Genomic DNA, 21396 nt, shown 5'->3' with positions numbered 1-21396 from the left:
AAAACATTGTTTTTAAAAAAGTTTCCGGGTCTTTTCTAAAACACTAACAAATATTTTAATACAAAATACTCTAATTGTCAAGTATTTTCGTTAATTTTTTATAAATTTTTGCTTAATTCTTCAATTTTATCAACTATTGATGAAATATAGCTAATTGTGTTCTTTAGTGAATCAGTAGTAGTGATGTCAACGCCTGATAGTTTAGCCCACTCTACTGGGTTATATAGACCGCCTTGTTTAATTGCGTTTAACCAATTACTTACAGCTTCTTCATCGCCTTCAAGTATCTTTCTTGATACGTTTGTTGCAATTGATAAACCAGCTGAGTATGTGTATGAGTATAAACCTGAGTAGTAGTGAGGTTGTCTCATCCAAGTCATTTCACAGCCATCTGTTAATTCGACTTCACCTTGCCAGAACTCTTCAAGTGTTTCCTTATATAGTCTGTTTAATGTATCTGCATCTAGGTTTTGTCCTTCATCAACTAAGTTATATGCTTTTCTTTGGAAATAAGCTTCTAAGAAATGCGTAACAAAGTTATGGTAATAAGTCTTGGCAATGATTGAGAAGTAAATCCATCTAAGCATTCTAGGGTCTTCAGTCTTCTTCATCAAGTAATTAGCAAGCATCATCTCATTCATTGTCGATGGTGATTCTGAATAGAACATAGATGGGTTACAGTCAAAGTATGATTGATACTTTTGCGATAACATAAAGTTGCCTGCATGACCAAGTTCGTGTATCATAGTAAATACGCTGTCCATCTTTCCAGTCCATATCATAAGTATATATGATGGAAAACCAGCTGGCGTAGAGCAATATGCTCCAGTATATTTGCCTTTATTTTCTACGTAGTCAATGTTTTTGCCTTCAAGAACTTTCTTGATTTGTTCTAGATATTCATCACCTAATACATTTAAAGCACTATAGATATAGTCTTTAGCACCATCAAGTGTTATTTCTGGATCAAACTCTGGGTCTATATTTGCTTTTAAATCGTAGTAATTAATTTTTTCTAAGCCAAGTCCATCTTTTAATACTCTCGCAAACTTTCTCATTACTGGTGAAAGCTCTTTCATTATAGTATCTAGATGATTTTCATAGATCTCTCTAGGCACTTCTTGTTCAGCAAGTAGATAATCTGTTACGCTATCGTAGCCTCTTAGCTTTGACATAATCTTATCTTTTTGCATATTCAAATTAAATGCCATCGCTGTACTATTGACAGTCTTTGATAAATCTTTATAGAAATGATTAAATGACTCTCTTCTTAAGTCCTTATCTTCATCATACTCATACTTTTCTTCAAATAAAGCGTATGAGTTATTATACTTTTTGCCATTGACCTCAAATGCTTCAAATGTCAAGTCTTGTAACTTAATTGTGTTGTATAATTGTTCAGGCGCCATTCTCAATGGTGTAAAGGCTTGAATAACTTTTTCTTCAGCATCGCTTAAATAAGTTTTCTTCTTTAAAATAACGTTGTGGAAATAAACTTTTAAGCCATCTACCTTTTCTAGCTTTTCAAGCATTGGAATATCAAGTTTTGCTATCTCAAGCTCAACGAACAATGTGTTTTCATCTAGCTTGTTATACATATTTAATAATTCATTGAAAAATGCTAGTTCAGCAGAATTTGTTAAGTCTACGTCCTTGTTTAGATATGCATAATCTATAACTAAGGAAAATCTTTTAATTATCTCTTCATATTCTTTAAATGCTTTAACTATAGTATCGAAGTCATTTAATTTGCCTTCATAGTTTTCTTTTAGTTTTAATGATGCTTCTAACAAAGCATTTGCTTCTTTTCTAGCTTCTTCTTTTGATTTAAATATGGCTGACGTATCCCAAGTTAAATTCTTATCAACTTCACTTCTATTTAATATAGTCATAACACACCTCTATTATTTAAGTTCTGATGTGCAGTTAGGGCATCTTGTAGCGTTAATGTCAATAGTTGATTTGCAATATGGACATTCTTTTGTTGTTGGTGCTGCTTCTGCTTCAGGCTTCTTAGTAAGTGCTCTAGCTTTGTTTATAGCTTTAATTATTAAGAATAATACAAAAGCTATAATTAAAAAGTCAATAATTCTGTTTAAGAACAATCCATAGTTTAGTGTAGCTGCACCAGCTTCTTGCGCTTCTGCAAGTGTAGCATATTTACCGCCATCAAGTGTAATGAAATAATTGCTAATATCAGCTCCGCCAAGTAATAGTCCAATAAGTGGCATGATTATGTCATCTACAAGTGAGCTAACTATCTTAGAGAATGCTCCACCTATGATAACACCTACTGCTAGGTCCATTACGCTGCCTTTTGAAATAAATTCTTTGAATTCTTTTAACATTTTCTTTCCCTCCTATTTTAAAAAATTTTAACTAATCCATGTCCACATCTAATTTTATGTGTTCTATGTGGTTTTTGTCAAGTAATTCTAGTGCATAATCGTCTATCCTATATGCATTTGAATAATATATCTTACTGATACCTGCTTGTATCAAAGCTTTTGTACAATTTAAGCACGGAAAGTGCGTTACGTAGCACACACAGCCATCGACCTTGATGCCTTCTTTTGCGCAATATAGTAGCGCGTTCATCTCAGCATGTATAGTCGCTATGCAGTGACCGTCCCTCATTGTGTGGCCTATCTCTGAGCAGTGCGGATTGCCTTTGATACTGCCGTTGTAACCGCTTGAGACTATCCTGTTGTCCTTATTAACGAGTAAGCATCCCACATAGGCCCTGTCGCAGGTAGATCTTTTCGCTATCATGTGAGCAATTGACATGAAATACTCTTGCCATGAGCTTCTTGTATCAGCCATTAAATCACTTCCTCTTCATCAAATATTTTACCTTCGTAAATTTCTCCAGTTGTTGCATCGATGCTTATGATGTCTCCAGTTTTTATACTATTCATCGCTTCCCCCACACCAACAACTGTTGCTAGATGATAATTAATGCCAACTATAGCGCCTTGACTAGTTAGACCGCCTTCAACTGTTACTATGCCTGATGACTTTTGTATATATGGAAGCATGTCTTTATATACCCCAATAGTTACTATAATATCGCCATCTGAAAAAGTTTCTTCTAATTCCTTAGCATTTTTAGCAACACAAGCTCTTGCACTTATCTTATGTTTGCCTATGCCCATGCCTTTGCATAAAAGTTTGCCAACTGTCTTTACCATCATAATGTTTGTTGAACCAGCCTTTCCAAGCGGCATACCCGCTGTTAAAATGACTAGTTCTCCCTCCTTTACAAATTTTATATTCTTTAATATATTTATAGATTCATAAAATAAATCATCTATGCTTGATGCAAGAGTCGCTCTGATTGGGTAGACGCCCCACTCAATTGCTAATTGCCTTCTAACTTTTTCATCTGTAGTAGCTGCGATGATTGGTGATTTTGGCTTGAATTTTGAAATGTTTCTCGCAGTAAGCCCCGATGTTGTTGCGGCTATAATCACTTTTGCATCCAAATCAAGTGCCGCTTCTCTCGTCGCTTTGGCAATAGAGTTTGTTATGTTAATCTCGTGTTCATCGTTTGTGCTATCAACAATGATTTTATAATCAAGGCTGTCCTCAATCTTTACTGCGATTTTTCTCATCATCTCACATGCCTTGACTGGATAAGTGCCCGCTGCCGTCTCCCCTGATAGCATTATTGCGCTCGAACCATCTAAGATAGCGTTGGCAACGTCAGTTACCTCTGCTCTGGTTGGTCTTGGGTTTCTAATCATTGAGTCAAGCATTTGAGTCGCTGTAATTACGAATTTGCCTTTTAGATTGCACTTTCTGATTATGTCCTTTTGCACTAATGGTATGTCCTCTTCATCAAGTTCAACTCCCATATCTCCTCTGGCAACCATAATGCCGTCGGATGCATCTATAATCTCGTCAATATTTTGAACACCTTCTAAATTTTCTATCTTAGAAATGATTTTGATATCGTCTCCGCCATTGCTCTCAAGAATCTTTCTTATCTCTAAAACATCTTTTGCGCTTCTAATGAATGATGCAGCAATGAAGTCTACATCATTTTCAATACCAAAGATTAAGTCTTCAATATCTTTTTCAGTGAGCGTTGGTAAATTCACTTTTACTGAAGGCAAATTAACTCCCTTCCTATCGCTTAGCTCGCCCGAGTTAACAGCCCTCATGTAAACATTATTCTCATCGACTGATATTACAGTGAACTCTACAAGACCATCATCAATAAGCACTCTATCATCTGCTTTTAAATCCTTGGCAATGTCCTTATATGTGACAGAGACCCTTGTCTCGTCTCCTTCTACATCTTCACTTGTAAGAGTAAAGTCTTGTCCTTGCTCTATCCTTATCATGCCATCTTTGAAAGTCTTTATCCTTATCTCAGGTCCCTTTGTATCAAGCATTATTGCTATAGGCTCATCAAGATCATCCCTAAGCTTCTTTATCGTATCTATCCTTTTTTTATGCTCTGGATGAGTGCCGTGTGAAAAGTTTAGTCTAGCAACATTCATTCCTTCATTAACAAGCGCCTTTAGCACTTCGTATGAGTCCGAACTCGGTCCAATTGTACAAACTATCTTAGTCTTTTTCATCTTAATTCTCCTATATCGATAATATATCCACCATCTTTAGCTGATCTTTGTCAAAAGCTTTCTTCGTTTCAAGTGCTTCGTCTATATCTACTTCTATAATCTTGCCGCTCCTATATCCTAAAGCTAAGCCTGATTTGCCACTTAATAATAAGTTTACTGCTTCATATCCAAAATCACTTGCTAATATCCTGTCTTGAACAGTAGGTACGCCACCTCTTTGAACGTAGCCAAGAACAGTAACACGAGTTTCAATAGCGCCTTTCTCCTCGATAATCTTTGCAAGTTCATAAGCATCAAGTGCTCCTTCAGCTGCAACGATTATGTGGTGCTTTTTGCCCCTCTTTCTACCGTTTTGAATCTTCTTAATAATAGCATCTATATCCAATTCTACTTCTGGTATGACTATCGATTCAGCTCCACCAGCTATGCCAGAGTAAAGAGCAATGTCACCGCAATTTCTACCCATGACTTGAAGGACTATGGCTCTACCATGTGACTCAGATGTATCTCTAAGCTTACTTATAGCAGAAACTGCCGTCTCGACCGCTGTCAAAAAGCCGATAGTGTAGTCAGTATAGCCAAGGTCGTTATCTATAGTGCATGGCACGCCTATAATTTTAATGCCTCTTCTAGCTAGCTCCCTCGCTCCTCTTAAAGTTCCGTCGCCACCAAGAGCCACTATGGCATCTATTTTAAATTTCTTAATCACTTCAAGCGCTTGATTAATGCCTTCTTCAGTCATAAATTCATCGCTTCTAGCAGTTCTAAGTATAGTTCCGCCTCTGTGAATGATGTCAGCAACGCTTGATAGCGTCATCGTTTCGATGTCTCCCTTAATCAGTCCGTTGTAGCCTTCCTTTATAGCTAAAACCTTCAAATCGTTATATATAGCAGTTCTTACAACAGATCTGATAACGGCGTTCATCCCAGGCGCGTCGCCACCGCTTGTTAATATAGCAATAGTCTTCATAGCTCCTCCTATTTAATAACTATATCGTCTTCATCTAGATAAATTTTTAAATCTTCATATAGCTTTTCATTATCTATGTCAATGGCTGTGCTATCATTCGATTCAATACTTGATTTTGTCTCTTCAAAGTAGACAACTACAGGGTTATCTCCCTTGTATTTCTTTAATATATCTAAAATTTTTCTTTTATCTTCTTCACCTAAGCCATTTTTAATCCTTATATATAGAGTTTCCTTACGCTTTTCAAGCCTCTTAACTCTATCTGCAATGATATTGATCTCATCATTTGCACTTATTTGTAATCTTCCTTTGACTACAATATTTTCCCCTTCTTTAATAAGATTTCTATAATTTTCGTAAACTCTTGGGAAAATCACGACTCTTATGCTATCATAAAGATCTTCAAGCTCAATAAAGGCCATCATTTGATTGTTTTTAGTAACCTTCTTTGTTACGGCTGAGATCATGCCTGCATATGAAATGAACATATTGTCCCTAAGATCTGCATCTGTCTCGTCTAGAACTTTTTCTTTCATCTCAATGGAAGAAAAATCGCTACTTTGTCTAAGCTCTTCAGTGAACTCTTCAAGTGGATGACCTGAGAAATATATGCCCGTCATCTCTTTTTCGCCTTCAAGTAGCATGAACTTCGATAGCTCTGTCGCGTCTGGTATCTTGTACTGAACGTTCGATGAGCTATCATCACCAAGTCCAAATAGTCCCATCTGTCCTTGAGCGTTGTTCTTCGCGTCCTTTTGTATGCTCTTTAGCATGTAGTCATATGAACCAAGCATTTGGCTTCTATTAAGGCCTAGTGAATCAAGTGCTCCCGCCATAATCAAGGACTCAACCGACTTTTTGTTCATGGCAGTCGCATCAACTCTATGTGTCTTTGTTAAAAAGTCTTCGAAGGAAGTAAAGCCATCAATTTCGCCTCTTGCCTTAAGTATTGAGTCGATTACATTAGTGCCGACGTTTTTAATTGCTGAAAGGCCAAATCTTATACCCTCGCCTTCAGTCGTGAACTTTCTAAATGATTTATTTATATCTGGTCTTAAAACTTCTATGCCAAGCCTCTTGCACTCTTCAAGGTACTTGATTACATCTGTAGTATTGCCCATGACCGAGCTAAGTAGGCTCGCCATATACTCTTTTGGATAATAGTATTTTAGGTAAGCAGTTCTATAAGCAACGACTGAGTAAGCTGCCGAGTGAGATTTGTTGAAGGCGTAGTTAGCAAAATCAAGCATATAGTCAAAAATCTCGTTCGCTACCTCTTCTTTAATACCGTTTCTCACAGCGCCTTTGATAATCACTTCATCGCCATCGTCCTTGCCGTAGATAAAGTTCTTTCTCTCTTGCTCCAAGACCTTCATCTTCTTCTTGCTCATGGCTCTTCTAACTATGTCAGCGCCGCCAAGCGAGTAGCCAGCGAGGTTTCTAAATATCCTCATTACCTGCTCTTGATATACGATGCAGCCGTATGTCTCTTTCAAGATAGGCTCAAGATGCGGATCAAGATATGTGATCTTCGATGGATCGTGCCTTGCCTCAACAAACTTTGGTATCGATTGCATTGGTCCCGGCCTGAATAATGAGTTAGCGGCTATAAGGTCTTCGAATTTTTGTGCTCTTAAATCTTTTAAGAACCTTCTCATGCCGACCGACTCAAATTGAAATATGCCTATGGTTTCAGCCTCTGTAAATAGGCCTATAACGTTCTTATCATCGCATTCCATATGGTCAAAATCAACTTTTTTGCCATAGTTTTGCTCAATCATATCAAGCGCGTCTTGAATAACAGTTAAGTTTCTTAAACCAAGGAAGTCCATCTTTAAAAAGCCTAGCTCTTCAAGCTCAGTCATTGTGAATTGCGTTGATATCGATTCTTTATTTTTAACTAGTGGCAAGTGATTTGTAATAGTCTCTTCCGTAATCAATATGCCGGCCGCATGTGTACCAATATTTCTAGGTAGGCCCTCTAATTGCCTTGATATATCAATAATCTTCTTTGCTTCTTCATCCTCATCGTAAGCTTTTTTAAATTCTGGATTTCTCTCTAATGCTTTGTCGATGGTGATATCTAGGTCCCTTGGAACCATCTTAGCAAGTGCATCCGCCTTATTAAGTGGCACATCTAAAGCTCTAGCAACATCACGAATAACAGCTCTTGCCGCTAGTGTACCGAAAGTAATTATCTGGCTAACTTTATCTTCGCCATATTTCCTAATAACATAGTCAATAACTTCAGATCTTCTTTCGTAACCAAAGTCTACATCTATATCAGGCATAGAAACCCTTTCAGGATTTAAAAATCTTTCAAAAAGTAAATCGTATTTTAATGGATCAACGTCAACTATGCCTAAAGCGTAGGAAACAACACTTCCTGCCGCCGAGCCCCTTCCTGGTCCGACTGGTATGCCATTTTCTTTAGCATACATAATAAAGTCCCTAACTACCAAAAAGTAGTCAACATAACCCATGGACATAATGATGTTAAATTCCTTCTCCATCCTGTCCTTTATATCATCGCTTACCTCCCCATATCTCTTTACTAAGCCCTCTTCACAAAGTTTGTGTAAGTACTCAGCGTGAGTCATATCCTCTTCTATCTCAAAGTTTGGTAAGTGTTTTTGATGAAATTCAATCTCTATATTGCATCTATCTTTAATAATTTCAGTATTCTTTATAGCCTCTGGCGCATATGCAAATAACTTCGCCATCTCCTCAGGACTCTTCACATAAAACTCTTCACTTGGGAAACGCATTCTGTTTTCGTCGTCAATCTTTGAAAGAGTTTGTATACATAAAAGCACATCATGAACCTTGGCGTCTTCTTTCCTTAAGTAATGGCAGTCGTTTGTAGCGACTAAACCAATATCAAGCTCTTTAGAAAGCTCCATAAGATAATTGTTCACATAAGCTTGCTCTTTGATGCCGTGGTCTTGAAGCTCTAAGAAGAAATTATTTTCTCCAAATATATCCTTATACCTAAGAGCCGCTTTCTTCGCTCCATCAAGGTTTTGATCAAGTATCATCTTTTGCACTTCGCCGCCTAAGCAGGCTGAAAGCGCTATGAGACCTTCGCTGTGCTCATAAAGGTATTTAAAATCAGTTCTTGGCTTATAATAGTAACCGTTAATAGAGGCGTCAGAAACTATCTTTATAAGGTTTTTGTATCCTTTTTCGTTCTCACATAAAAGTATCAAGTGATAGTAAGGCGTTTCTTTGTCCTTAACAAGTTTGTCCTCGCAAACATAGACCTCACAGCCAATGATTGGCTTGATGCCCTTTGCCTTCGCTTCCTTATAAAATTTGATTACGCCATACATATTGCCATGGTCAGTGATGGCACATGCGTCCATGCCAAGCTCTTTAACTCTGTCGATTAGCTCACTTATCTTATTCGAGCCATCAAGTAAAGAGTACTCAGTATGTAAATGTAGATGCGTAAAACTCATAAAATCACCTCTAATATTTATTATACCATATATTAAGTGATTTTAATATTCTAATTTTTCTTGTAATTTTTCATTCTTTTATGTATAATATTCTTAAATGGGGTATAATACATCATAGGAGGGATAATATGAGTAATTATTATGATGACAATGACTTCAAAGACCAAGAAGTCTTAAGTGAAGATGAAATAAAAGAAAGACAAGAAAGAAAGAGAGCAAAAGGTCAATACTATAACTATAATAAGAATGATTATTATAACAGCTCAAATAACAATAAGTATAGCAATGGCAATACTAATGCTACTAACAAAGGTATGACATCGCTAGTTCTAGGCATTATATCAATCTTTTGTATATTCTTAGGACAAGCCTCGTTTGTAGGAAGCATACTAGCTGTAGTTGGCTTGATTATGGGTGTCGACGCGAGAAACAACGGTGACAGAACTTATGCCAAGACAGGCATTATACTAAACACTATAGGTCTTGCCTCAACACTTCTAGTAACTATCGCTTGCATAGCATGTCTATCATGCATAGGCTGCTCACTTGTTAACAATATGTGGTAAGCCTATGAAACCATTTTACACAATATTCGGCATTAGACTAGCTAGCTACGGATCACTTATCGCGCTTGGCATAATTGTAGCGAGCCTTGTCTATTGGTATAGAAAAAAAGATTACCCAGGCGATAAAGAAACTATATTTTACTCCATTGTTTATGGTATGGTGGGCGGCTTCATCGGAGCAAAACTACTATACCTAATTACAGATTTTAATTTTGTTGTGGAAAGCTTTAAGAACTCACCTGATACACTCACAACGCTTAAAAATATATTAGCAGGCGGCTATGTATTTTACGGAGGTATCATAGGAGCGCTTATAGCGATATACTTCTACGCAAAAAAATACAATATGAGCTATCTAGATATAGTTGACTCACTAGCACCAGAAGTGCCACTTGCACATGCCTTTGGTAGAATCGGATGCTTTATGGCAGGCTGCTGCTATGGCATGCCAAGCGACAGCAAATTTTCTGTAATCTTCCCAAAGGAGAGCGTTGGACTTAGTGGAGTAAGACTCTTCCCTGTTCAGCTATTGAGTGCACTAGGCAATATAATCATATTTGTCATTCTATTCATCTACTCAAAGAAGGATAGAGAAAAAGGAAAAGTAACTGGTCTGTATATAATTTTATACGGCATAGCAAGATTTTTAGTTGAATTTTTAAGATACGATGACGTAAGAGGACACTTCTTATTTTTCTCAACATCACAATGGATATCGATACTACTTGTTCCATTCGGCATACTACTATATAAAAAGGGTGAATACTTATGCAAGAAAAAACAGAAATAAAAGAGATAATGCTCTTTCAAAACATTGATTACAAAGGTCTTGAAGAGCATCTAAATAAATTAAGAAAAGAAGGATACAAGATCAAAGATATTAAAAAAGCATCGATTAGCTTGGAGAAAGCTGTCGATGCTAATAATTTTGAGTATTTTTGTGAGAGCTATCCATTTACAAAGTCAAGAAAGAACAAATTCGGTGCCTTCTCCACTCACCTTTATGATATGGAGAGCGAAGGCTTTGAATTTGTTTGTGGCTTTAAGGACATAAACATATTTGAAAATCACAGTGCGAGCAAAAAAGCGATTCGCGATGCTGATGAAAAAAGCTGGAAGAACATCTCAAATATAAGATTCTTCTCAATATCAGTTTTTATATCATTCTTCATGATATTTTTAGCGAGCAGCGTGTTTTTGTTTTGGCCAAACATTGACAAGTTTATAAATTTAAAACAGTTCATGTTTATGGTCTTCATACCACTGATATTCTTAACGCTCTCAATTATGTACTTAAGAAGAATTATTTTCTTCTACTCAAAAGCTTTACGTAAAAAATTTGCGAGCGAGAAGGCTTTTAAGTTTGGTAGAGTTTTAATGATAGTTTTAATCGCCCTACTAATACTTATGGTGCTTTCGTATGTGGCTTTAGATATATATAACTTTTCAGTTGGCAATATTACGCTGATCAAGTTATTCTCCTCATACTTCTTCCTAATCGGATCAGCACTAACATTTTTAATATATAAGCTATTAATCGAAAAGGTTTTTGATAAATTCTTCCCAAGATTTCTATTTATAGCGATATCTTTGTTTATGGTAACGAACTTGCAAACAAAACTACTTGACATGCCTATAAACAATGCTATTAATCAAGAGATTTTTCAAGTTGATAGCAATATAAGTAATAACAAGTACTACAACAATAATAAATACAGAAGCAGAAACTTTTTCATCGATGAATACACTAAGAACTATAGCTTTACTACTGATAAACATAAGGTCGGCGAGCTGCTCATTATGACTAGTGAGCACTATCACGGCAAAAAGACTCACATACTTGACTATATTTACAAGGTTATTAAAGATAGAAACATCTTTAACAATCAAGGCGATATTGAATACTTAAGCTTTGACAATAAATTTGATGATGACTTTGTAGAAGCCTACATCGCCAGCAAACATCACATATCCTCGCTTGTATTTAGATTCGAAGATGACATCTACATTGTCGATGGTAACTTCAGAAAGACTAATGAAGAGGTAATTAATGAAGCTATTGAGGAAATTATAAAAGATAGACAAGATAAATAAGACTAAGGGCAGAACTTAAATGTTCTGCCCTTCTAGTTTACACAAAACAAATACCTCACTGGAATGTAGTGAGGTATTTGTCTATATTGATTTAATTACATTTCGAAACTTACTTTTCTTGCTCTTAAAGCTTCAACCATAGCTGTTAAAGCAAAGTATACTGTGAATATTTCAATTGCATTCTTTGTTGCTCTTGCTGGTAGTAGTGCTAGAACACCCTTTCCCATGTAAGGATATAAAAGAACTGTGTTCAAGAAGATATTTAAAAATATTGCTCTAAATAAACTTGTTGAAATAATTACTTTGTTTTGAAGCTTTCTATCGTTTTGCATAGCTGCAAAGCCTTCGCCCTTTGATAACTTCCACAAGATAAAGCCTGGGAACCATGCTAGTAAGCCTTCTGAGATAGTAAAGAAAGCGTTGAAACCAAAAGAGCTTGGTGCTAAAGCGTAGTTAAGAACGTCTGTAACAATCCCCATCATAAAGCCGTAATAAGGTCCAAGGACCATACCTCCGAACATTAGCGGATATCCACCAAACGATAGTGATAAACCTGGAGCTAATTTTAATTTCAAGAATCTTGACATTAAAAGAGCTAAGGTAACGAACAATGCACTTAATACTAATTTTTTAGTATTAGTCTTTCCTTTTTGCATAAAAAAATCCTCCTAAAATAAAATTCCAGAGGCTGTTCTAAATAATATAATATTTATACAGCGGAAGCGAAGAAACACCGCGGCTTAATGCCATTCGTTTAAAAGCTACATCCCATCTTTTAACACTAGCGCATTTCCTCTACTCTGTATTTCATATTATATCATTAATCTTTATAATTTACAAGTCTTTTATAGATATTTTTTATACTTATAAGAATATCTCCTTGAGTCCTTCTTCATCTTGATATAGACCTACGCGTTCAAGGTCAATATCAAGCTCATCCATAACTATGTCTGTGTAGTTATTAAGTATATCAAAAACAAGTGCTGGCTTTAAAGAGCCCTGCTCGCTCATCTTGATGTAAGCGTATATGGCCTCATCCTTAAGCTCAAGTCTATTGAGATAGTCTTTGGCATTCTCTTTAACAAAAATCCTTCTTTTACCCTTTTTTCTTTTTCTCTCTATCTCAACTATGTCCATGGCGTTGACCTTATCAAGCTCTTTTGCTATGTCTATATCTTTGTTCTTATCGTAAAATGTATTTAATAATTTAAAAGCGTATACAACTGACTTTACCTTATTGGATATGGACTCGTCGTCATCGTACTTTGCTTCTACAATCTTGATTCCCTGAGGAAGTCTCTCGTTCATCTTAATCAAAAAATCTTTTAAATCAATCTTTGAGTTAAGATATATCTCCATGTACTCACTATTCGATTCAATGCCCAAAGGTAGTGGATAAGCTATGGACATCCTTGGATGCGGGTTGAAGCCTTCTGAAAATTTTACGTCAACCTTATTTTGAAAGAGTGTTCTTTGGAATAGGTCTACTAGGTCCAAGTGCGAGATGAACTTCAAGTAGCCTAGTTTTGTAAATTTACACAAAATTTTCATGCTTACCCCTCATTTCACAGTTCTCTATGCCGCAAGCGTTGCATGAGATTCTACAGTCCTTAGTAGTTTCAGCCTTCATTGACTTTTCATACTCTCTAATCAAAAATTCTTTACTAACGCCCACATCGATTATATCCCAAGGCAAGACCTCATCATAAGATCTTTCACGTCTTGCATAAAAGTCTGGATCAAGATCAAATTCTTTAAACGCTTTTAGATAATTTTCATAAATAAAGTCATTATCTACTTTCTCAGCCTTTGCCTCTTCTTTATAAGCGTGGATAAGCGCGTCATTAAGCCTTCTATCGCCTCTTGCTAAAACCGCTTCTATATAGCTAAGCTCTGGGTCGTGGTAGTTGTACTCGACCTTTTTATCCTTAATAGCTGAGCGAAGTATGCCTATCTTTTCATAAAATTCATCAATGCTATCTTGCTTAAACCATTGGAATGGTGTAAACGGCTTAGGAACAAAGCATGATGTGCTAACAACTAATCTAAAGTCTCCTTTAATATCTTCCCTATCTCTCTTGAAGAATAGGTCACGAACCAAATAAGCAAGCTCTTGAATGCCTTTAACGTCCTCTTCTGTCTCTGTAGGAAGGCCTATCATAAAATATAGTTTAATCTTTGACCAGCCCTCACCAAAAACATAATTCATTACGTCAATTAAATTTTCTTCTGTAACGTTTTTATTGATAACGTCTCTAAGCCTTTGGCTACCAGCTTCAGGAGCGAATGTGAGTGAAGACTTTCTTACGTCAGAAAGGTCCTTTAAAACGTCTATACTTGGTGAATCAAGTCTTAGTGATGGCAGCGAGACGCTTACATTGTTCTTAACAAAATACTCTTTCATCTCACCAGCCACTTCTCTAAGGTTTGTGTAGTCACAAGTACTTAGTGAAAATAAACTAACATCGTCGTAGCCAGTATTATCTATCATAGTCTTTGCAATATTTTTAATATTCTCTTCAGACTTTTCTCTTATAGGTCTATATAGCATGCCTGCTTGACAGAATCTGCAGCCCTTAGTGCAGCCTCTAAATATCTCAACTACAGCTCTTTTATGAACCACGTCGATGTATGGAACTATCATCCTATCGATTTGGAACATCTTGTCAACACTTGAGATGTAATTTCTCTTTACTCTATCTTTACAGTTCGGATTTAGTTTTTCATAATTTTTTACAGTGCCGTCTTCATTGTAATGAGGCTTATAGAATTTTGGCACGTAAAAGCCATCTTCCTTGGCAAGCGCTTCAAGGAACTCATCTTTCGTTTGATTTTTTTCTTTTTTAATCTTTAAAAGCTCCAAAAACCTTAGCATCATCTCTTCGCCCTCGCCTATTTGGAAGACGTCGATAATCTCGGCTATGGGCTCAGGGTTAACTGCGCATGGTCCGCCCGCTACTATGATGGGGTCACTTTCTTTTCTGTCTGCGCTTTTATATTCAATATTAGCTAAGTCAAGCATCCTAAGTATATTAGGAAAGCTTAATTCATATTGCAAAGTAAAGCCTATTGCATCGAAGTTCTTAAGCTCTTCTTTATTTTCAAGTGAAAATAATTCTAAACCCTCTTCCCTCATCTTTCTTTCCATATCATAATTAGGCAAAAAGGCTCTCTCGCATAAGTAGTCATCGTTTTGATTGATTAAAAAGTAAAGTATATGAAGCCCCAAGTAACTCATTGCTAGCTCATATGTGTCAGGAAAGCAAAAAGCGAACTTTACCTTTGTTTTATCAAAATCTTTAACTATAGAATTCTTCTCCATGCCAATATATCTTGCAGGTTTCTCTACAAGTTTTAGTATCTTTTCTAATTTCTTTCTATTTATCAATATATTCTCCTTACTTTAATACCTTTGTTACTAGCGGTAAATCATTCGAAATATTCTCTTTGTTCATGCCAAGGTACTCGGCTATGGCTTCTCTAACCATAGGTCCAGCGTTTATACCAGTTCCACCTTGGAAGATTAATGCGCTAACAGCAATTTCAGGCTTTTCATATGGTGCAAAGGCAACAAACCATGCAAATGGATCATATGTTCTTCCTGTATATGGATTAACACCATTTTTTTCTGCTGTACCAGTTTTACATCCAATATTTATAGGGAAATCTTTGAAAACAGCTTTTGCCGAGCCAAGTTTACTTACCTTATGCATACCATTTTTAATAACATCTAATTCGTCTTTGCTCTTAAGACCAATGTCTTCGCCTTGTCTTTCAAATTTATAAATTTCTTCTAAACCGTCATATGATTTTATCGAATCGATTAGGGTTAATTTGTTTCTAAAACCTCCATTGGCAATAGTGGCAACATAGTTTGACATCTGTATTGGCGTATATGCTGAGTCACCTTGACCGATAGTTACATATAGCGTGTCGGCAAGATTCCACGTAGCTTGATTTAGGTAAGTATATTTGATTATATCAGCTAAGCCCTCACGCTTGCCCGGAAGTTTCTTTTCTGTGTCAAGTCCAAGCTTGTCAAGCCCATCAATAACTTGATTTCTAGTCATATTCGGTCCTTCTTCAAGCCATGATAATATTTCGTTTATAGCCTTATCCTTAAATACTTCATCATATCTTACATCTTCTTTTACATAATTATGAAGATTGTCGTTTAAATAGTTTCTTAAGTAAAATCTCATGTTTTGAAGTTTCTTTTCTGGGTTTGGTACTCCGCCCGAGAATTCATTTGGCACGTTTATCTCTATACCAGTCTTGTCGTTAAGACCAAATCTCTTCGCCATATCAACTATGTCGTCAATAGATAGCTTTACTTCAAGTTTCTTGCCTAATCTTTGGTTTTCGCCCATTGCCAAAGAATAGAAGAAGTAGTTACAAGATACCTTTAAGGCGTCGCTTAAGTTGACTGAGCCATGAGTTCTATGATAGTCTGTCCATAAAAGACATCTAAACTTCTTAGCGCCAAGCTCAGCATATCCCATATCCGTGATTCTTGTCTCAGGACTTAAGCCTTTCTCAAGAGCCGCAAGTCCTGTACACATCTTAAATATAGAACCCGGTTGCACGGCAGTTTGTGTTGAAACATTTAGTAGCGGTCTTGCTGCTAGCGAGTTTTTAACCTCAGTAGGCTCTAAACTGTCCCAATCATTCTTGCTTATACCAGTTGCGAATAAGTTTAGATTGTAGCCTGGGTAGCTTGCCATAGTCAAGACTTCACCCGTGTTTGGATTGTTTAAAACGATGGAGCCTGAAGTAGTATTATCGTAAGTCCTCTTTCTCTTTCTATCCCACTCCATCTTAAAATCGCCGTACTTACTATCAAAAGTGCCGCTCTTTGGTATGGTCTTTATAGTTCTTTCAAGAAGTTTTTCACAGTTCTTTTGTAATTCAGCGTCAATACTTAGGTAGATGGTATTGCCTCTAACAGGTTTAGTCTCAGAAATAACTCTAGTTTTATTACCGATTCTATCGACTTCGACAACCATCTCGCCATCTTTACCCTTAAGTAGATCTTCATAAGCCTCTTCAATACCAGTCTTACCAATTATGGAGTCAGGTAAATATTTCTTTTGATTTATATACTTTTCTATCTCAGCATCTGTCGAGATCTTTCCTAAGGAGCCAATAACGTGGCACATCACCGAGCCCATAGGATAGTACCTAATTGGCTCTATGGATATGTTTATACCAGTATTTAAATAAAGTTTCTCTTCAATCTTAGCAACTGTTTGTGGCTTTATACCATAAGCAAAGTTGATTGGCTGATAAGCAAGTTGACCTTGCTTTAAGAATAATTCGTATATACTTAGAAGTGTTTTTGCTTCATAACGGGCATAATCTTCATCTATGCTGTATTTTTCCATAGCTTTTTGAAGAGTTTCCTCAGGAGTTTTTTCTTCAAAATCATCCTTAAATTTGAAAATCCTGTCTAGGAAAGTCCTGTACTGAATTAAGTCAACGTACTCGAAGTCACCTGCTATGGATATCCTTGTTTGGATTTCATCCTCTAGCATGCATTTTTGGGCATATGGTCTAATCTTGTTATTGCTGATAAATTGGTCCATGATCTCTTTATTGTCCGCTTCTCTAATTAGCTCATCTATAGCTGGGATCTCAGGATCTAGATTTTGGTCTTTGTATCTATATAAAACATCTAATGTGTCTGGATTGATTATAGCTTCGACCTTTGTCTCGATATTCTTTGACCTAATTAAGTCTATAAGTATCTTGCCTGGTGCTATTACTTCATCATCTTCGTTCTTATAAGCTTTACCAAGCATATTTTTAAGCGATGTGTTCTTAAATATATTAATAAAGTCTTCCTTAGCACTTGTATCATAAGTAACATAGTCTGGGTACTCTTTCATAAGTGATCTCTTTTGCTCAAGATATGACTCATACAAAGTGTTTACGCAGTCTTTAAGTGCAATCTTTTCAAGACCATCTTTCTTATACTTTTCATAAACTAATTTTCTAATCATAGGATGTGAGAATATCCTATTAAGCACTGTGTCATCACTAACTATAATCTCAGTAACTAAGGCTCTTGGACTTAAGTCTTCATTAAACTCATTCTTTTGCTTAAAGTCTAAGAACTTGTCATTAGCAACGAATTCATACCTTTCTCCAGTGTTTTTATATTCAACTGGAAAGTCAACAAACTTTGATTTTATCGCATATAAAGCTCTATTAGCAAGTCTTACATCATAACTCTTCTCATCATTATTAAAAGTCATATACATATCTAAGCAGCTGTCTAAAACTTCTTTATTCTTCATAAAATCAATGACCGTTTTAAGAGGCGACTTGTCTGTACTTATGTAATCAGCCTCATCTTTATAAGCAAAGTAGTTAAAGTCTATCGGGAAGTCGTTTTGATAGATAACACCGTCTTCTTCAAGGCTTGTAGCAAGCTCAAGAAGTGCCTTGTTCCTATCTTCTGCCTCTAAGTTTAGCATATCATCCTTATAAAGTTGCACAGTAAAAGAAGGAAGATTGCCAGCTACTAACCTTCCGTACCTGTCTCTAATCTCGCCTCTTGGAGCTGTAACAGTTATTGTTCTAATTTTAGAATTGTCCGAGATATATCTGTAGTGATCACCTTCGATTAAGGTCAAGTGAGCAAGCTTAAGCACTAATATGCTCAAGACGACGATAACAACTAGATTTATAAATGTATATCTCTTATTCTTCTCAATATTATTCATGAAATCACCTAGATATCATAGTTCTTATACCTGAATATCCTCTTTGATATTAGATATGAAAGTACCCCATATAGAGCTACGAATACTATCTTTATAGAGAAAATGTTTCTCGCAAGCTGTGCAATTACTATATTTACACTCATAAAGCTTAAAAGTACATATGTAGCGAGCACATAGAATATATAAACTACTATATTAATTAAAGCTATGCTTAATAAATTCTCCATGTTAATGTTGTCTCTGATGAAATATATCATTAGATAGATTATTGTAAATAAAAATAAATTTACAAACAATACTTCATGTGCAAGTAAATCGTTTAGAATGGCTACTAGCACTGTCCAAACTAAGCCTTCTCTACTCTTTGCTAATAGTGCAAGCGACACGATTATGCACAGTGTTAAGTTAAAGACAAAGTTAGGCGGTAAGAAGTTTGGCAAAATCGCTGCTTTTAATATATAGTTTATAAATAAAAAAATTAAAAACGCTAATATTTTCATCTTGCTACCTTTTTATTATAAATACGTTGGAAACGTCTTTTATATCTACTGCTGCTTTTATTTTGATAATCTTCTTAAGATTGGATTCATCATTAACTACTTCAACTACTTCACCAAGGTAGATGTTTGCTGGATACTCATCAGATGAGCTAGAAGTGATAAGCTTATCGCCAACAAGGACGTCTGCGTTTGAGTCAAACATGTAGCCTTCGATTGTAGAGTCAAAAGTACCGCCCATAACGCCCGACTCGTTGTTTCTAAGTATATTAAAGCTTACTTTAAACTTATCGTCGTTAAGCGAAATAACTCTGGATGAATCCTTTGATGCGTCTGTGACCTTACCTAATAGGCCTTCAATATATACATTGTTTTGTATCTCAGAAGCTCCTATAACTATGTCACCATCTTTAATACCGTCCTTTGTTCCCTTGTTGATGGTAAATCTCTTGTACCATTCATCAGGATCCATAGACGCTATCTTGGCCTTTGTTAAATCATATTTTGTATTTTGTAGTAAATTGTATTCTTTTTTAAGATAAGATGACTTCATAATAACAGTTTCGAGCTCTCTGTTCTTATCTTCAAGCACAGTTACTTTATCTTCAAGCTCTTTGATTTTGCTACTTGTATCATCTTTTGAAAATAAATTTTTAAAGCCATTAGAAATTCTGTTTGCTCCATCATAGAAGAAAGCCGATACCTTACTCATAATATCGCTAGGAGCAGACTCAAGACTATTAAGCCCTTTCTTTTTATTGTTAAGGCTAATAATCAAAACTATGGCTAATAATAAAATTAAAATTGTGAAAAATACTTTATGTTTTTTAATAAAATTCATTCTATCACTCCATGAGATTGTGTTCTTTAAAACTAAAGAATGTATCTCCAATAATTAAATGATCTAAAATAGATATACCAATAATTTTCGAGCACTCTACGAGTCTGTCAGTTAATAATTTATCCTCATTAGATGGGCTCGAGTCACCACTTGGGTGGTTGTGAATAAGTATGCAGCTGCTTGCGTTGCACTTTACAAGGTCTCTAAATACATCTCTTGGATGCACTTGCGTTGAGTTCACAGTACCTTTAGAGACTTCGATTATCTTAATAAGTTTAAGTTTTGTATCAAGTGCAAGAACTATAAACTTTTCTTGAGGCTCGTTCATAAACTCATTTCTATAAGCTTTGTAAACCTTTTTTGGATCGTTTAAGCTTTCTGCTTCATATAGACTAGATGGTCCTGTAAGTCTCCTTGCTAATTCAAGTGCGGCTATTATTTGACAGGCCTTTGCCTTGCCAATGCCATTAACCTCAGTAAGGTCCTCTACTTTTAGTGAGGCATAGCCATTTAAGTTATTAAATCTTTTTAAAATTTCTTTAGATAAATCAATTGCGCTAAAGTTTGTTGTGCCAGTACCTATGATTATAGCAAGGATCTCAGCTAGTTCAAGTGCTTCTCTTCCGCGGCTGATGAGTTTTTCTCTTGGCCTATCATCAAGCTTTATGTCTTGCATCATTAATTTTTTCTCTTCAAAATCATTCATTTATAAACCCTCTGATATTCTTAAATCTATTGATAAAAAGTTCTGCAATTTTAGCTATAAGTATGGATGTAAATGTGCCGATAATCACAAGTATTGGCAGGTATCCGAAGATAACCTTATTTGATAATAATATCGATGCGCATAATATTTGACCAAAATTGTGAAAGAATGCGCCGACTGCACTTACCCCATATATGCTAAAGTACTTATCGAAGTAACGCTTAAATATATACATAAAGATTACGCTAAGTAAGCCCCCAGTCATTGACATCAAAAACGCTATGATGTTACCAAATTGAAGAAATACTAATAAGTTCTTTATAATGATAATAAATATAGCGTACTTAAATGAGTAGAGATACAAAACCGCTAAAACAGCGATATTTGCAAGCCCTATTCTTAGTCCTGGTATGCTAAACGAAAGTGGTATGAAGTTTTCTATGATGCTTAAAACAACTGCAAATACAGTGAATAAAGCAATGTATATAAAATCTTTAGTCTTCATCATTTAATTACTGCATCCATTTCGTCATCATCTTTTTGATCAGTTTTTGATCTAATCTCAATAATCATTCTGTTTGGTATACAAACTATACTTTGATTAGTGCTATGTATCTTTCCTTGCAAAACGTCTAGCTTGTTTGGACAGTCCGCCTCCAAGACTCTTACGTAGTCTTTAGCAACTTCAATCTTGTTAAAGCCATACTTCGTTTTTAAAGGATATGTATATGTCTCGTCTTTAAATTCTAATCTCTTATAGTCTTTGCCATCAACTGAGATGGCGATGTATGTATCATTTGTATTAGGCGCGAAAAATTTATCTTTAATGATAAAGATAAATGAAAATAATATTAAAGATATTATTAAAACGACGTCTAATTTTTTCATATAATAACCTTCTTCTTTATCGTTTTAAGGGTATGGCTCTACCATACCCTTAAAAG

Annotated in this window: 18 protein-coding genes and 1 riboswitch; of the genes, 3 read left to right on the top strand and 15 right to left on the bottom strand. The window is 35.7% G+C overall.

Features of this window, described 5'->3' with window-relative positions; genetic code table 11:
• Positions 1–98 precede the first annotated feature (98 nt).
• From pepF to AC1EJ0_RS00145, 6 genes are read right to left on the bottom strand one after another with little or no spacing between them, the layout of a single operon-like run.
• Complete coding sequence (gene pepF / locus AC1EJ0_RS00170; protein ID WP_480022894.1) at positions 99–1892, bottom strand: oligoendopeptidase F; 1794 nt, start codon at positions 1890–1892, stop codon at positions 99–101.
• A gap of 12 nt (positions 1893–1904) precedes the next feature.
• On the bottom strand, positions 1905–2348 hold the full coding sequence (gene mscL / locus AC1EJ0_RS00165) for a large conductance mechanosensitive channel protein MscL (protein WP_058260259.1): 444 nt from the start codon (positions 2346–2348) through the stop codon (positions 1905–1907).
• Positions 2349–2379: 31 nt separating this feature from the next.
• A complete protein-coding gene (locus AC1EJ0_RS00160) occupies positions 2380–2823 on the bottom strand; it encodes a deoxycytidylate deaminase (protein ID WP_480022895.1) in 444 nt (147 codons plus the stop codon).
• Positions 2823–4589: a pyruvate kinase gene (gene pyk / locus AC1EJ0_RS00155; RefSeq protein ID WP_480022896.1), complete on the bottom strand. Its 1767-nt coding sequence runs from the start codon at positions 4587–4589 to the stop codon at positions 2823–2825. The genes AC1EJ0_RS00160 and pyk overlap by 1 nt, the downstream gene beginning before the upstream one ends.
• Before the next feature lie 10 nt (positions 4590–4599).
• Positions 4600–5559 carry a 6-phosphofructokinase gene (gene pfkA, locus AC1EJ0_RS00150; RefSeq protein WP_480022897.1) on the bottom strand — a complete coding sequence of 320 codons (960 nt, stop codon included), beginning with the start codon at positions 5557–5559 and terminating at the stop codon, positions 4600–4602.
• A gap of 8 nt (positions 5560–5567) precedes the next feature.
• Positions 5568–9020: a DNA polymerase III subunit alpha gene (locus tag AC1EJ0_RS00145; RefSeq protein ID WP_480022898.1), complete on the bottom strand. Its 3453-nt coding sequence runs from the start codon at positions 9018–9020 to the stop codon at positions 5568–5570.
• A gap of 128 nt (positions 9021–9148) precedes the next feature.
• Between AC1EJ0_RS00145 and AC1EJ0_RS00140 the strand changes: the two genes are divergently transcribed.
• The 3 genes from AC1EJ0_RS00140 to AC1EJ0_RS00130 are packed head-to-tail and all read left to right on the top strand — an operon-like array spanning position 9149 to position 11680.
• Positions 9149–9586 carry a DUF4190 domain-containing protein gene (locus AC1EJ0_RS00140; protein WP_480022899.1) on the top strand — a complete coding sequence of 146 codons (438 nt, stop codon included), beginning with the start codon at positions 9149–9151 and terminating at the stop codon, positions 9584–9586.
• Between the two features lie 4 nt (positions 9587–9590).
• The gene (locus AC1EJ0_RS00135; protein ID WP_480022900.1) at positions 9591–10376 is read left to right on the top strand and encodes a prolipoprotein diacylglyceryl transferase; all 786 of its coding nucleotides are present in this window, start codon (positions 9591–9593) and stop codon (positions 10374–10376) included.
• A complete protein-coding gene (locus tag AC1EJ0_RS00130) occupies positions 10355–11680 on the top strand; it encodes an ABC-2 transporter permease (protein ID WP_480022901.1) in 1326 nt (441 codons plus the stop codon). The genes AC1EJ0_RS00135 and AC1EJ0_RS00130 overlap by 22 nt, the downstream gene beginning before the upstream one ends.
• Before the next feature lie 95 nt (positions 11681–11775).
• Here AC1EJ0_RS00130 and AC1EJ0_RS00125 read toward each other — a convergent pair whose 3' ends face one another.
• The 9 genes from AC1EJ0_RS00125 to AC1EJ0_RS00085 all read right to left on the bottom strand — a co-directional run bounded on the left by AC1EJ0_RS00125 (position 11776) and on the right by AC1EJ0_RS00085 (position 21340).
• Entirely contained in the window at positions 11776–12336 is a 561-nt protein-coding gene (locus tag AC1EJ0_RS00125) for a folate family ECF transporter S component (protein WP_480022902.1), read from the bottom strand.
• Positions 12337–12392: 56 nt separating this feature from the next.
• A riboswitch (THF riboswitch) is annotated at positions 12393–12485 on the bottom strand.
• Between the two features lie 59 nt (positions 12486–12544).
• Complete coding sequence (locus tag AC1EJ0_RS00120; RefSeq protein ID WP_294796374.1) at positions 12545–13231, bottom strand: TIGR03936 family radical SAM-associated protein; 687 nt, start codon at positions 13229–13231, stop codon at positions 12545–12547.
• Positions 13215–15065 (bottom strand): TIGR03960 family B12-binding radical SAM protein, encoded by a 1851-nt coding sequence (locus AC1EJ0_RS00115; protein WP_480022922.1) that lies wholly within the window; start codon positions 15063–15065, stop codon positions 13215–13217. The genes AC1EJ0_RS00120 and AC1EJ0_RS00115 overlap by 17 nt, the downstream gene beginning before the upstream one ends.
• 13 nt (positions 15066–15078) lie before the next feature.
• Entirely contained in the window at positions 15079–18408 is a 3330-nt protein-coding gene (locus tag AC1EJ0_RS00110; protein WP_480022903.1) for a penicillin-binding transpeptidase domain-containing protein, read from the bottom strand.
• 8 nt (positions 18409–18416) lie between these two features.
• Positions 18417–18908 (bottom strand): hypothetical protein, encoded by a 492-nt coding sequence (locus AC1EJ0_RS00105; protein ID WP_480022904.1) that lies wholly within the window; start codon positions 18906–18908, stop codon positions 18417–18419.
• 4 nt (positions 18909–18912) lie between these two features.
• The gene (gene mreC / locus AC1EJ0_RS00100) at positions 18913–19746 is read right to left on the bottom strand and encodes a rod shape-determining protein MreC (RefSeq protein WP_058260247.1); all 834 of its coding nucleotides are present in this window, start codon (positions 19744–19746) and stop codon (positions 18913–18915) included.
• 4 nt (positions 19747–19750) lie between these two features.
• Positions 19751–20452, bottom strand: coding sequence for a RadC family protein (radC, locus tag AC1EJ0_RS00095; RefSeq protein ID WP_480022905.1), 702 nt, complete (start codon positions 20450–20452; stop codon positions 19751–19753).
• Positions 20445–20960, bottom strand: a complete 516-nt coding sequence (locus tag AC1EJ0_RS00090; protein ID WP_304016098.1) for a Gx transporter family protein — start codon at positions 20958–20960, stop codon at positions 20445–20447. Before AC1EJ0_RS00090 ends, radC begins: the two co-directional genes overlap by 8 nt.
• Positions 20957–21340, bottom strand: a complete 384-nt coding sequence (locus AC1EJ0_RS00085) for a NusG domain II-containing protein (protein ID WP_480022906.1) — start codon at positions 21338–21340, stop codon at positions 20957–20959. Before AC1EJ0_RS00085 ends, AC1EJ0_RS00090 begins: the two co-directional genes overlap by 4 nt.
• Between the last annotated feature and the right edge of the window lie 56 nt (positions 21341–21396).

This window comes from Fenollaria sp. C0166D3 (assembly GCF_056590255.1).
The sequence above is the reverse complement of the archived record's forward strand: the minus strand, read 5'-3'. Positions and strand labels throughout refer to the sequence as shown.

What these genes read in the sequence shown, in the direction of transcription:
- pepF (WP_480022894.1), bottom strand. Translation starts at nt 1,892, where the DNA reads ATGACTATATTAAATAGAAGTGAAGTTGATAAGAATTTAACTTGGGAT.
- mscL (WP_058260259.1), bottom strand. Translation starts at nt 2,348, where the DNA reads ATGTTAAAAGAATTCAAAGAATTTATTTCAAAAGGCAGCGTAATGGAC.
- AC1EJ0_RS00160 (WP_480022895.1), bottom strand. Translation starts at nt 2,823, where the DNA reads ATGGCTGATACAAGAAGCTCATGGCAAGAGTATTTCATGTCAATTGCT.
- pyk (WP_480022896.1), bottom strand. Translation starts at nt 4,589, where the DNA reads ATGAAAAAGACTAAGATAGTTTGTACAATTGGACCGAGTTCGGACTCA.
- pfkA (WP_480022897.1), bottom strand. Translation starts at nt 5,559, where the DNA reads ATGAAGACTATTGCTATATTAACAAGCGGTGGCGACGCGCCTGGGATG.
- AC1EJ0_RS00145 (WP_480022898.1), bottom strand. Translation starts at nt 9,020, where the DNA reads ATGAGTTTTACGCATCTACATTTACATACTGAGTACTCTTTACTTGAT.
- AC1EJ0_RS00140 (WP_480022899.1), top strand. Translation starts at nt 9,149, where the DNA reads ATGAGTAATTATTATGATGACAATGACTTCAAAGACCAAGAAGTCTTA.
- AC1EJ0_RS00135 (WP_480022900.1), top strand. Translation starts at nt 9,591, where the DNA reads ATGAAACCATTTTACACAATATTCGGCATTAGACTAGCTAGCTACGGA.
- AC1EJ0_RS00130 (WP_480022901.1), top strand. Translation starts at nt 10,355, where the DNA reads ATGCAAGAAAAAACAGAAATAAAAGAGATAATGCTCTTTCAAAACATT.
- AC1EJ0_RS00125 (WP_480022902.1), bottom strand. Translation starts at nt 12,336, where the DNA reads ATGCAAAAAGGAAAGACTAATACTAAAAAATTAGTATTAAGTGCATTG.
- AC1EJ0_RS00120 (WP_294796374.1), bottom strand. Translation starts at nt 13,231, where the DNA reads ATGAAAATTTTGTGTAAATTTACAAAACTAGGCTACTTGAAGTTCATC.
- AC1EJ0_RS00110 (WP_480022903.1), bottom strand. Translation starts at nt 18,408, where the DNA reads ATGAATAATATTGAGAAGAATAAGAGATATACATTTATAAATCTAGTT.
- AC1EJ0_RS00105 (WP_480022904.1), bottom strand. Translation starts at nt 18,908, where the DNA reads ATGAAAATATTAGCGTTTTTAATTTTTTTATTTATAAACTATATATTA.
- mreC (WP_058260247.1), bottom strand. Translation starts at nt 19,746, where the DNA reads ATGAATTTTATTAAAAAACATAAAGTATTTTTCACAATTTTAATTTTA.
- radC (WP_480022905.1), bottom strand. Translation starts at nt 20,452, where the DNA reads ATGAATGATTTTGAAGAGAAAAAATTAATGATGCAAGACATAAAGCTT.
- AC1EJ0_RS00090 (WP_304016098.1), bottom strand. Translation starts at nt 20,960, where the DNA reads ATGATGAAGACTAAAGATTTTATATACATTGCTTTATTCACTGTATTT.
- AC1EJ0_RS00085 (WP_480022906.1), bottom strand. Translation starts at nt 21,340, where the DNA reads ATGAAAAAATTAGACGTCGTTTTAATAATATCTTTAATATTATTTTCA.